Source organism: Gilliamella sp. ESL0250, from assembly GCF_013345045.1.
In the GTDB taxonomy this organism is placed as follows: Bacteria; Pseudomonadota; Gammaproteobacteria; order Enterobacterales; family Orbaceae; genus Gilliamella; species Gilliamella apicola_H.
The window spans coordinates 93,181-106,482 of record NZ_JAAEDV010000001.1 but is presented as its reverse complement, the minus strand read 5'-3'; the positions used below and the strand labels follow the sequence as shown (position 1 = coordinate 106,482).

Below are 13,302 nucleotides of genomic sequence, written 5' to 3'. Positions count from 1 at the left end.
TATGTGTGAATTATTAGGTATGAGCGCTAATGTGCCAACTGATATTTGCTTTAGTTTTACTAGCCTAATTAAACGAGGTGGGGACAAAGGTCCCCATAAAGATGGCTGGGGAATTACTTTTTATGAAGGAAAAGGCTGCCGGACATTTAAAGATCCCGAGCCTTGCAGCTATTCACCTATTGCTAAAATGGTGAAAGAATACCCCATCAAATCTAAAGCCGTGATAGCCCATATTCGCCAGGCTAATCGAGGCGGTGTCACCTTAGAAAATACCCACCCATTCACCCGCGAACTATGGGGAAAGAACTGGACTTTTGCGCACAATGGGCAATTAACCGATTACCAACATTTAGATACAGGGCTATTTCAACCCATTGGTGAAACCGATAGCGAATATGCTTTCTGTTACTTAATAAATCAACTACATCAAAAGTATTCGCAAAAACCGACCAATGATCTTGAGCTGTTTAATTTTATTCAACAATGTGCCAATCAGTTAAGCCAACTTGGTATATTCAATATGCTACTGTCTGATGGGCAATATGTGTTTGCCTACTGCTCAACCAATTTACATTGGATAACCCGTAAAGCGCCTTTTGGCAAAGCAAAATTGCTGGACGAAGATGTCGAAATTGACTTTCAAAAACATACAACACCGAATGATGTCGTTACCATTATTTCTACACTACCATTAACTTCGAATGAAACATGGCATAAGCTCAATACTAACGAGGCTATTTTATTTAAAGATGGTGAAATTAGCCAATCTTCCTCATTTTAACGTGTGGCATTGGTGGCTCATTTTTAAATTGATATTGTAGATAACTTAAAGTTAATAGCCCAATGGTAGTCAGCACTATCCATGGAAGATGTGGAAATCCCATTTGCTTAGCAATATCATATAACCAACCCGCACCGGTATAACCTAGAAACCCACCTAGAGCAAGCCCTAAACGACTAAATCCCATATAACTACCTTTTGCCTTAGGATTACTTAGTATTGTTGATAAAGTTTCACGGGCAGGTTCTGCAATAATTGCTCCTAAATAAAATAACGCAATCAGTGATAATAGCACTGTTAATTGTGATGTAAAACCTATGATAATAAAAGCAAATGACATTAAAAATAGACCAAATTTAAGGCGCTGATCTAATCTGAAATATTTTTCACTCCAACGAGCAAGTGGATACAGTAGTACAAGTGAAATACCAGCTTGAATAGCATACATCCATTTTACATAACTAGGGCTACCTGATACGCTTGTGATTGTTAAAGGTAACATCAACATAATTTGCACCCATAGTACATAATAACCGGTTAACGTAAGTACATAGCGAGTAAATTTTTTATCTTTTACAACCATTTTCATGCCATTAATAATAGGAGCTTTGCCAATGGCAATGTGATAAGCAGGTAGGAAGAAAATATTAAAAATCCCACATAAGAAAAAGATAAAAGCACCACACCAACACACTAAATGGAAGTCATAATCAATTAAAATGCCACCGATAAGAGCACCAATCACAGCACCAGCATTATCTTGTATCATTAACAGCGATATGAACTTACCACGCTCATGTGGGCGGGTGAATTTAATGGTTAATCCCATACGGGGTGGATCAAACAATAGTCCCCCTAACGCTGAAAGTAAGCAAGAAAATAATAATAACCAAGGCTCACTTGCAATAGCCATGCAGATAAAACCAACGCAACGTAAAAACATACCCGCCACAATCATAGGCTTTGCACCAAAGCGATCGGCAATAGCACCACCAATAATCCCAAAGCCTTGTTGAACAAATTGCCGAAATCCTAACGCAAAACCAACAAATAGAGCGCTCCAACCGACTTGGTTAACAAAGTGGGTTGAAACCAGCGGAAACACCACATAAAACCCTAATACAATAAACAAATTATCAAGCAGAAGTATTTGCCGGCCTGTTTTACGAATTTGGGATGGTATTGGCATTTACTTCACTCTTTGCGCTAAATAGCTTTGATAATCAGGAATTTCAATGTCAACTTCTTGCGTAAAAATAGAAGATTGGATCAATGCATTGGCTGTAGCTTGATTAGTAGCAACGGGAATGTTCCAAACCGTAGATAGCCGTAACAACGCTTTGACATCGGGATCATGAGGTACGGCATTAAGTGGATCCCAAAAAATGATTAAGATATCAATTTTACCTTCTGCAATTAATGCACCAATTTGCTGATCGCCCCCCATAGGGCCACTTAGCATTGGTGTGATATTTAGTCCTATTTCTTGTTTTATCAATGTGCCTGTCGTCCCTGTACCACATAAATTATGTCGAGAAAGTTCTTCACGATTTTTTTTACACCAATTTAATAAAGAATCCTTTAAATGATCGTGAGCAACTAAAGCAATATTTTTTTGAGCCGATAATTTACGTGTGGTATAAAGCATCATTGTTATCCTAATTTATTATTATCTTTCTAGATTTTTTAACAGAGTATTAATTAAAGTGCAAGGGATATTTAATCGATAGCAAATAATAAAAAAGGCACCGAGGTGCCTTTTTATACAATATCAAAAGAGATTAGAATTGGTAGATTAAACCAAGTGCCACTGTGTCTTTTGTTGTGCCATTGATTTGTGATTTAGTAAATGAGCCGTCTTCATATAAAGCATGACGTGCACCGATGTCATCTTTATCTAACAAGTTGATTTTATAATCGATAATAGCTTGTAAGTTTTTGTTAAAGTCATAAGTTAAACCAACATCAACATATTTAGCTACATCATTACCTTTAAGCCCTGCATCATTTGAATAATGAGATGCATCTTTAACTTTATGTTGGATATAAGCAACAGATGGCGTTAAACGACCCACTTCAAAGTCAATACCGTATTGCGCAACAAATTCATAACCTTTGGTTTTTAAATCATCAGCGCGGTGATTCGTCGATGCATTATCCCAACCATATTTTTGTTTACCTTGAATATATAACGCAGCTAAATAAAGGTTGTCGTTATCATATTTGATACCAGCTGACCATGTTTTAGCATCCTTATGACCACCCGTTTGTGCATAACCAGCACCAACCGATAAACCTGTATCAAGTACATCCCAATCAACAACAGAACCCCATGCTTCAGCACTATCATGTTTTGCATTACTATTCTGTTTGTTGAAATGATTTGTTGAGCTGTTATCGCCATTATCCGCGTATTGAACAGCAAAACGCAAACCATTTACTAAACCAAAGAAATCTGAATTACGGTAAGTCGCAACGGCCTTTGTACGAGCTGTTAATGCATAAAGATTATTATCTGAAGCATCACCACCAAATTCTGGTAAAACATCAGTATAAGACGTTAATGTTTTTAACACACCATCATTACGACCATAATCAAATGATCCAAAATCACCAAAATTTAAACCAGCAAATGCATAACGCGTTTCGTTATCTGCATTTTTACCAGTATTGGCTTCGTACTCCCAACGGCCATAGCCAGTTACGCTATCTGTCACTTGTGTTTGACCTGACATGCCTAAACGTGCAGTGGTTTTGTCACCTTCACCAGTTTGATTATTACGATCGGTAATATAATTTAAAGCATAAACTCGACCATAAAAGTCCACTTTATTACCGTCTTTATTCCACACTTCGATAGAAGCGTTTGCCGTACCTGCAATTAAAAGCGCAGGAATAGCGATTGCTAATAGATTACGTTTCATTTTGTTACCCTCGTAGGTATTTTATATTATTAAAGACGCAAATTATTTTGCTCTTGTTTTAATAAATAATTGTCAATAAATAACAATCATATTATTACTGTGATATCTATTTTTATTAGATAACAAATAGATTTTATTGCACTCATTGCCTATTTAACAATGTTAACTAGATTATTTCTGCGAATTTACGAATATTTTAATATTTGATGTAGATTTTTTTAGACATAAAATGTGTTTTTAACAAGAAAAGCATTTAGCAGGCGAAAAAAAAGGCACCTAAGTGCCTTTTTATAAGATATCAAGAAATTAGAATTGGTAAATTAAACCAACACCTAACACGTCTTTAGTACCTGGTTTGTATGGATGACGACCATTGCTCTCACGAACAGTATTTGTTTCTGCACCAATGTCGTATTTCTTAAGTAGATTGAATTTATATTCTACGATAGCGCTAAAGTTTTTGTTTAGATCATATGTTGCACCAAGTGAAACATATTTAACGAAATTACGACCTTCTTTATGATCATCATCATAATAACCATCTTCAACATTGCTCACCTTATGTTGCACATAAGCTAAAGAAGGCGTTAAACGACCTACTTCTAAATCAATACCATATTGAGCAACTAATTCAATACCTTTGATTTTTGGATCTTTATATTTTTCACCATCAGTGCGATCATTCCAAGTATTGAATTTAGATTGGAAGTAGTTAGCAGCTAGATACAAGTTGTAATTATCATATTTGATACCAGTAGTCCATGTTTTGACTCTTTTAAATGCTCCAGCTTCGTACGCAGATTTGCCTGCTGTTTGAGCATAACCTGCCCCCAGAGTTAAACCTGTATCAAAAATATGCCATTGGACATTTGCACCATAGGCTTCACGGCTTTCACCACTAAATCCATCGACATCACCGTCTTCATCATATTTTGCTCTAGCAAGTTTACTATCATAAGTTGCAGCGTTATCACCATTATCAGCATACTGTAATGCAAAGCTTAAATCATCAGTTAAACCGAAGAAGTTGTTGTTACGGTAAGTTGCAACAGCTTTAGTACGTGCAGATAACACGTTCCAATCGTTGTTTGCTGCATCACCACCAAATTGTGGTAATACGTCAGTATAAGCTGTGATTGCTTTTAACACACCATCGTTACGACCATAGTCGAATGAACCAGCATCACCAAAATTTAAACCAGCAAATGCATAACGTACTTCGTTGCTAGAATTTTTACCAGCTTTCGCTTCGTATTCCCAACGGCCATAGCCAGTTAGGCTATCAGTAATCTGAGTTTGACCAGACATACCTAAACGAGCAGAAGTATCATCACCTTCACCTGCTTGTCCACGGTCAGTAATGTTGTTAGCTGCTTTTACTCGACCATAAAAGTCAACTTTATTACCATCTTTGTTCCAAACTTCAATAGATGCATTTGCGCTAGCTGCAGCTAAAAGCGCAGGGATAGCGATTGCTAATAGATTACGTTTCATTTTTTACCCTCATGGTTATTTTCTAAAAAGACACTTTCCATTAGTTTAGTGTCAATTTTCATACAATAATTATTCATCCAAAAAATAATATTTTTATCTATTATTTTTATCTACTTTTTACAGTATCGTAAATTATGTATAAATTTTTTATAAAATCAAGCGAACTTTTCATTAAATGTGATGTCTAAGGCTAAAAATGAGCCTGTTTGATTGTTTTTTGTACATAAAACTGGGTTTTTTAATTTTTATTCCCAACCAAATTTTGGTTGGGAATTTAATCAACTTAAAAATTCGCATTACGTGGCGTTCTTGGGAATGGGATCACATCGCGTACATTTTGAACACCTGTTACATACACAATTAAGCGTTCAAAACCAAGTCCAAACCCCGAGTGCGGCACTGTGCCGTAACGGCGTAAGTCACGATACCACCAATAATCTTCTTTCTTCAGCCCCATTTCTTCCATTCGTTTATCCAACATATCTAAACGCTCTTCACGCTGAGAACCACCAATAATTTCACCAATCCCCGGTGCTAAAACGTCCATTGCTGCAACGGTTTTACCATCATCATTCATACGCATATAAAACGCCTTAATGTCTTTAGGGTAGTTTTTGACAACCACTGGTGCTTTAAAATGTTGTTCCGCTAAGTAACGTTCATGCTCTGAGGCTAAATCAATTCCCCAACTGACAGGGTTTTCAAACTGAGCATCACAGTTTTGCAAAATGGTAATAGCATCGGTATAATCCACTTGCGCAAAATCAGCATTAATAAAGTTCTCAAGGCGATTGATTGCTTCTTTATCAACATGCTGGGCAAAAAATTGCATATCATCAGCCCGTTTTTCTAACACAGCTTTAAACACATATTTCAGCATATCTTCGGCAAGTTTAGCATTGTCATTGAGATCAGCAAATGCCACTTCAGGCTCCATCATCCAAAATTCAGCTAAATGGCGAGTGGTATTTGAGTTTTCAGCTCTAAATGTTGGACCAAAAGTATAAACTTTAGAAAGCGCACAAGCATAAGTTTCGGCATTTAGTTGCCCAGAAACAGTTAAAAAAGCTTCTTTACCGAAAAAGTCTTTATCAAAATCAACCTTACCATTGTCCGATTTAGGCAGATTTAACATATCCAGTGTTGAAACACGGAACATTTCGCCCGCCCCTTCGGTATCTGATGCAGTAATAATTGGTGTTGATAACCAATAAAAACCACGTTCATCAAAAAACTGGTGAATTGCTTGTGCAAGCGTATGGCGTACACGCGTTATCGCACCAACAATATTGGTTCTTGCTCGTAAATGAGCCACTTCTCGCAAATATTCAATAGAGTGACGTTTAGCTGCCATTGGGTAAGTTTCAGGATCGTCAACAAAGCCATATACTGTAACTTGCGCTGCTTGTAATTCATATTTCTGACCTTGACCTGGTGATTCCACCACTTTACCCGTGACTTTAACCGAACACCCAGCCGTTAAACGTAAGATCTCTTGTTCATAATTAGGTAAATTATTTTCAATAACCGCTTGAATAGGATCAAAGCAAGAACCATCATAAACGGCTAAAAATGATATGCCTGCTTTAGAATCACGCCGAGTTCTTACCCAACCCTGAACAGAAATTGTGCTACCAACAGCAATTTTGCCTTGTAACACATCAACAATAGGTGCAACTGAAGTCATTTTAATTATCCATCTCTACATTAATTGTTTAAGTAATCTTTAAAGTAATACAGATCTATTCTAACGGTTATTCCATAGCAAAATGGAATTTTTGAATAATAAAATCTTGATTACTGATTTCTATTTTCTAATATGAACATAGGTTAAATATGAATTATTATCAAATTTTAACGCTAAAAGTTCGTTTTAATTCATCAATAAAATCTAAATCCTGAGATATCGTTTTCCCAGGGCTATCTGATAGCTTCGCAACGGATTGATTATTACATTCCGTTAATTTAAGCACAATATTCAATGCTTTAGTATTGGCATTTTTAGAGGGAATATCACAAGCTAAAAAACCACCCACGCCAAAAGATAATTTTACGCGGTGGTTAAAATGCTGATAGATGTTAATCGCTTTATCAAAATTTAAGCTGTCTGAAAATACCAATAACTTTGTTTTAGGATCAATGCCTAACTGCTGGTAATGCGCAATCGCTTTTTCGCCCCATTCAATTGAATCGCCCGAATCATGGCGAAGCCCTTGGTAGTGAGATGCAAAGTATAAATCAAAATCACGTAAAAACGCATCCATTGTAATACAATCGGTCAATGCCACCCCCAAGTCATGAGGATATTCATCTAACCAAACCTGAAGTGCATTTATTTGGCAATCCTGAAGATTATGGGCTAAACGCTGATGAGCTTGAAACCACTCATGTGCTTGAGTTCCAACAGGCGTAAGCCCTAAACGATAGGCGAGTAAATAATTGCTAGTGCTATGAAAGTTATTAAAATGCGATTTCAAATAACTAACAATAGCTTCTTGCACCGCAAACGAATAACGCCTACGAGTACCAAAATCCATTAAATTAAAACCCGACATATCCATATTAGCTGTTTTTTCATTAAACAAGGCTAATTTATCTTTTAGCCTTGCCAATGCTTCAGGAACGCCAATATTTGGCGAACGATCTTTATGGACAACCTCACTAATAACAGCAAGTAATGGCACTTCCCATAAAATGACATCTAACCATTTTCCTTTAATTGTAATGGAAAGCTTCCCATCTTCATTTTTTATAGTAAGCAAATTACTATTAAAACGCCATTTTTTAAGCCAATTTAAATAGTCAGATTTAAAAAAGGAGATATTTGATAAATAGCTAAATTCATCATCAGACAGCGCTAATGATTCCATTAATTTCACTTGATGTATTATTTGATCTGCATATTGCCCAAGTAGATCATCACTACGACAACGAAACTGTGCAACCACGGTTGCTTCAGGATAGTGATGAAATACGGCCTGTTGCATATGCAACTTATAAGCATCAGTATCTAATATTGATGTAATTATCGCTGGTAACATGTAAATTTAATGCTATTACTTTAAAGAAAATTCTAGAGATTATAGCAGAATAATAATGAAGATATAGATTAATTATGTAATAAGATTGTTTTTAATCAGCTATAATATTCACTAGCACAACGTATAAATTGAGTCCAAACCAAAAGGTCATAACAACATGAATACAAAAACACCTGAATCGCAACCTATTGCAAAAAACCGTCTTGATTATAAAGCGCCTAATTTTACTATTACCGACATTGATATTGATTTTGATTTAGCGCCCGAAATAACAACAGTAACAGCTCGTAGCCACGTCGTTCAAAAAAACCAGCAAGCGAGCGATTTAATTTTAGATGGCGAAGACCTTAAATTGATTTCCATTAATATCGACGAGCAACCATGGCATGATTACCAAATCACGAAAACAGGATTAATCATTCAAAACGTGCCTGCTGAGTTTACTTTAACGATTGTTAACGAAATCAAACCAATTGATAATACCGCACTTGAAGGATTATATGTATCAGGCGAAGCACTTTGTACGCAATGTGAAGCGGAAGGATTTCGTCATATCACCTATTATCTTGACAGACCCGATGTACTTGCACGTTTTTCAACACGCATTACCGCCAATAAACAACGCTATCCTTACCTACTTTCAAATGGTAATCGCATCGCGCAAGGTGAACTTGCTGATGGACGTCATTGGGTACAATGGCAAGATCCCTTTCCTAAACCAGCCTACTTATTTGCTTTAGTTGCTGGTGATTTTGATATTTTAAAAGATCAGTTTATCACGCAATCCAAACGTAAAGTTGATTTAGAAATTTATGTTGATAAAGGTAATTTAGATCGTTCGCACTGGGCAATGACAAGTTTAAAAAATGCCATGCGTTGGGACGAAACACGTTTTGGACTTGAATATGATTTAGATATTTTTATGATCGTTGCAGTCGATTTTTTCAATATGGGAGCAATGGAAAACAAAGGATTAAATATCTTTAATTCAAAATATGTGCTTGCCAAACCACAAACAGCAACAGATGATGACTATCTAGGTATTGAAGGGGTAATTGGTCATGAATATTTTCACAACTGGACAGGTAATAGAGTCACCTGTCGTGACTGGTTCCAACTCAGTTTAAAAGAAGGATTAACGGTATTTCGTGATCAGGAATTTAGCGCCGATATGGGATCTCGTGCAGTCAAACGGATTGAAGATGTAAAACTTTTACGTACCGTTCAATTTGCCGAAGATGCCAGCCCTATGTCTCACCCTATTCGCCCTGAACAAGTCATTGAAATGAATAACTTTTATACAGTCACCGTATACGAAAAAGGAGCTGAAGTTATTCGTATGATGCATACCTTGTTAGGTGAAGATAAATTTCAAGCAGGCATGAAACTCTACTTCAAACGCCATGATGGCAGTGCCGCAACGTGTGATGATTTTGTTGCAGCCATGCAAGATGCCTCAGGTATAGATTTAACTCAGTTTAAATTATGGTATAGTCAATCAGGTACACCTGAACTAACCGTTACCGATAATTACGACGAAAAAAACCAACAATATACTTTAACGGTAGAGCAATATACGCCAGCAACACAAGATCAAAATCAAAAACAAGCATTACATATCCCGCTTGATATTGAATTATATCAACATGATGGCAAAGTTATTACATTGCAATACCAAGGCCAACCTATTCACCATGTTTTAAATTTAACACAGAGCACACAACAATTTATTTTTGATAACGTGACTGAAAAGCCGATCATTTCATTATTACGTAATTTTTCAGCACCCGTTAAGTTGACTTATGATTATCAAGATAATGATCTCATTTTCCTAATGCAGCACGCGACTAACGCATTTAGCCGCTATGATGCAGCGCAAATGCTATTGGCAAAATATGTTCGTTTAAATGTAAAAAATTATCAAGAAAATCAAAAAATAATGCTACCTGATTCAGTATTAGATGCATTTCGGGCGGTACTGTTATCAGAAAATACTGATCCTTTCCTTATTGCGCAGATCTTGACCTTGCCATCTGAAAACGAATTAGCTAATTTATTTACTGTGGTTGATCCAATCGCTATTCATGAAGTCCGTCTGTTTTTACTAACTCAGTTTGCAAACGAACTTTATGATGAATTATTAGCCGTTTATCACCACAATAACACTTTACAATATCAAATTAAACATAATGATATTGCTAAGCGCTCACTTAAAAACTGTTGTTTAACTTTATTAGCCTATGCTGATGACAATTCGCACGCTAATACATTAGTTAGCCAACAATATTATCAAGCAAATAATATGACTGATTGTTTAGCTGCCTTGAATGTAGCGGTAAAAGCTAAACTTGATTGTCGAACTGAGCTATTAGTAGACTTTGATGATAAATGGCATCAAGATGGGCTTGTTATGGACAAATGGTTAGCATTGAACGCAACAAGCCCAGATAAAAATGTCCTTGCTACAGTGAAAAAATTATTAACTCACCGCTCATTTACGCTCAGTAATCCAAATCGCATCCGCGCATTAATTGGTGCCTTTGTAAATAATAACCCTGTGGCATTTCATGCTAAAGATGGTAGTGGTTATCAATTCTTAGTTGAAATCCTCACAGAGTTAAACCAAAAAAATCCGCAAGTTGCAGCAAGACTCATCGATCCGCTGATTCGATTAAAACGTTATGACGAAAAACGTCAACAACAGATGCGAAAAGCACTTGAAGCCTTGCTAAAAATTGAAAATTTATCTAAAGATTTATTTGAAAAAATTAGCAAAGCATTAGCTGTATAGGTGGTAAAAATATCATCTGGCAATATCATTGCCAGATGATATTAATTAAATTAAAATTTAAGTTTTATACTGAAACACATACCTACCTGAAACTTTTTGACAATTATTCTAATGAGCTTTACATAATGACAATAAAAGAAATCACCCCGGCCGAACTTGTACAAAAATTAAAGCAACAAGATAATCTATTTTTACTTGATGTACGCGAACCCAATGAAGTAGCCATCTGCAGTATCAATCACGCAACGCATATTCCAATGAATATGATCCCGCTATATTTAGATAAAATCCCAGACGAAATAGATATAGTTATTTATTGTCATCATGGCAGGCGAAGCCTAAATGTTGCTTATTATTTAGCAGAAAATGGCTTTGATCCCAACTTCCTATATAACCTTACGGGCGGGATTGATGCTTGGGCATGCATAATTGATCAACAAATGCCAAGATATTAAAATGCCCGTTATCAAACGGGCTTTATTTTTTCTCGTTTATTCTTTAGGCATTACCCAATAACCATTTTGATTATGTGTTTTCATATAATATTTAAAGTATAAAAATTATTTATTTACAAACTATTCACAAATTGGCGATGCGTTTAATTGATTTCTTTATTTACAAATATCAAGTAAAATAGGCACAATTATAATTTTAGTAGTATAGGAAATAATGGTGGGCAAGGCATTACAGCAGAATTTGGTTGAAATCCATGATATGTCTTTTTATCGTGGAACAAGACCTATTTATAAAAATATGAATCTGAATGTCCCAAAAGGAAAAGTCACGGCAATTATGGGACCATCTGGCATTGGTAAAACCACCTTATTACGCCTAATTGGTGGACAATTAAAACCGCAATCAGGAAAAATTTTATTTGATGGTGAAGATGTGCCCAGCATGTCACGTTCAAGATTGTATGAAGTACGTAAACGCATGAGCATGTTATTTCAATCTGGTGCCTTATTTACTGATCTAACGGTATTTGACAATGTAGCCTATCCATTACGTGAACACCTTAATCTACCTGAACCTATACTGCATAATTTAGTATTAATGAAATTACAAGCGGTTGGCTTACGGGGCGCGGCTCAAATGATGCCAGCCGAACTATCTGGTGGTATGGCAAGGCGAGCCGCTTTAGCTAGAGCTATTGCGCTTGATCCCGATCTAATTATGTTTGACGAACCGTTTGCAGGACAAGATCCTATCTCAATGGGCGTAATTGTTAAGCTGATATCTGAAATTAACCAATCATTAGGATTAACCTGCATTGTTGTGAGCCATGATGTGAGCGAAGTACTCAGTATTGCAGATCATGCTTATATTGTAGCTGAACAGCATATTATTGCAGGCGGTACACCACAGCAACTGCGTGATAATAACGATTTACGCGTTAAACAGTTCCTTGACGGTTTGGCTGATGGACCAGTTCCTTTTCATTATCCTGCTGATGATTACCGATTAGACCTAAGCAGAGGTATAAAATAATGTTGAATTTACTGGCAAAATTAGGGCAATGGTTTATCAATATCATTGCGATGATTGGTCGTTCCGGTGTTATGCTGTTTGGGGCATTGATTGGTAAGCCACAATTTAACAAACAATTTCCATTACTCGTTAAGCAATTTTATTTTGTTGGAGTACAATCTCTCACTATTATTATTGTTTCTGGTCTTTTTATAGGCATGGTTTTGGCTCTGCAAGGTTATTTTATACTAACCACCTTTGGAGCCGAAGCAAGCCTTGGGATGATGGTTGCGCTAGCCCTACTTCGCGAATTAGGGCCTGTTGTCGCAGGTTTACTGTTTGCTGGGCGTGCAGGCTCTGCTTTAACAGCCGAAATCGGCTTAATGAAAGCAACTGAACAGTTATCAAGTATGGAAATGATGGCAATTGATCCATTACGGCGTATTATCGCTCCACGTTTTTGGGCTGGATTTTTTAGTATGCCGTTTTTAACTGCAATTTTTGTCACCGTTGGCATTTTAGGTGGTGCGCTTGTTGGTGTTGATTGGAAAGGTATTGATGCGGGCTTTTTTTGGTCATCTATTCAAAGCAATGTTGATTGGTGGCATGATTTAGGAAACTGCTTTGTCAAAAGCTTTGCATTTGCCATCGCTAGCACTTGGATTGCACTTTTTAATGGTTATGATTGTGTACCAACATCAGAAGGAATTAGTCGAGCAACAACAAGCACTGTTGTTTATTCATCATTAGTTATTTTGGGGTTAGATTTTATTTTAACCGCATTAATGTTTAGTCATTGAGGTC

General features: G+C 36.4%; 11 protein-coding genes. 5 read left to right on the top strand and 6 right to left on the bottom strand.

Annotated features, from left to right (window positions below; genetic code table 11):
• Nucleotide 1 precedes the first annotated feature (1 nt).
• A complete protein-coding gene (locus GYY69_RS00495; RefSeq protein WP_174795915.1) occupies nt 2-781 on the top strand; it encodes a class II glutamine amidotransferase in 780 nt (259 codons plus the stop codon).
• On the opposite strand, the gene mdtH is transcribed toward GYY69_RS00495, so the two are convergent.
• The 6 genes from mdtH to pncB form a co-directional block, all read right to left on the bottom strand.
• A complete protein-coding gene (gene mdtH, locus GYY69_RS00490; RefSeq protein WP_174795914.1) occupies nt 759-1,970 on the bottom strand; it encodes a multidrug efflux MFS transporter MdtH in 1,212 nt (403 codons plus the stop codon). The two genes, GYY69_RS00495 and mdtH, sit on opposite strands and share 23 nt — an antisense overlap.
• Nucleotides 1,971-2,429 (bottom strand): methylglyoxal synthase, encoded by a 459-nt coding sequence (locus GYY69_RS00485; protein ID WP_174796144.1) that lies wholly within the window; start codon nt 2,427-2,429, stop codon nt 1,971-1,973.
• A 133-nt stretch (nt 2,430-2,562) separates the two neighbouring features.
• Complete coding sequence (locus GYY69_RS00480) at nt 2,563-3,705, bottom strand: porin (RefSeq protein WP_174795913.1); 1,143 nt, start codon at nt 3,703-3,705, stop codon at nt 2,563-2,565.
• A gap of 306 nt (nt 3,706-4,011) precedes the next feature.
• Nucleotides 4,012-5,199: a porin gene (locus GYY69_RS00475; protein WP_174795912.1), complete on the bottom strand. Its 1,188-nt coding sequence runs from the start codon at nt 5,197-5,199 to the stop codon at nt 4,012-4,014.
• A 283-nt stretch (nt 5,200-5,482) separates the two neighbouring features.
• Nucleotides 5,483-6,886: an asparagine--tRNA ligase gene (asnS, locus tag GYY69_RS00470; protein ID WP_174795911.1), complete on the bottom strand. Its 1,404-nt coding sequence runs from the start codon at nt 6,884-6,886 to the stop codon at nt 5,483-5,485.
• A 160-nt stretch (nt 6,887-7,046) separates the two neighbouring features.
• On the bottom strand, nt 7,047-8,240 hold the full coding sequence (pncB, locus tag GYY69_RS00465) for a nicotinate phosphoribosyltransferase (RefSeq protein ID WP_174795910.1): 1,194 nt from the start codon (nt 8,238-8,240) through the stop codon (nt 7,047-7,049).
• A gap of 157 nt (nt 8,241-8,397) precedes the next feature.
• Between pncB and pepN the strand changes: the two genes are divergently transcribed.
• The 4 genes from pepN to mlaE all read left to right on the top strand — a co-directional run bounded on the left by pepN (nt 8,398) and on the right by mlaE (nt 13,298).
• Nucleotides 8,398-11,031: an aminopeptidase N gene (gene pepN, locus GYY69_RS00460; protein ID WP_174795909.1), complete on the top strand. Its 2,634-nt coding sequence runs from the start codon at nt 8,398-8,400 to the stop codon at nt 11,029-11,031.
• A 125-nt stretch (nt 11,032-11,156) separates the two neighbouring features.
• The gene (locus GYY69_RS00455) at nt 11,157-11,486 is read left to right on the top strand and encodes a rhodanese-like domain-containing protein (RefSeq protein WP_174795908.1); all 330 of its coding nucleotides are present in this window, start codon (nt 11,157-11,159) and stop codon (nt 11,484-11,486) included.
• A 214-nt stretch (nt 11,487-11,700) separates the two neighbouring features.
• Nucleotides 11,701-12,519 (top strand): phospholipid ABC transporter ATP-binding protein MlaF, encoded by an 819-nt coding sequence (mlaF, locus tag GYY69_RS00450; protein WP_174795907.1) that lies wholly within the window; start codon nt 11,701-11,703, stop codon nt 12,517-12,519.
• Entirely contained in the window at nt 12,519-13,298 is a 780-nt protein-coding gene (gene mlaE, locus GYY69_RS00445) for a lipid asymmetry maintenance ABC transporter permease subunit MlaE (protein WP_194240573.1), read from the top strand. Before mlaF ends, mlaE begins: the two co-directional genes overlap by 1 nt.
• Nucleotides 13,299-13,302: the final 4 nt, after the last annotated feature.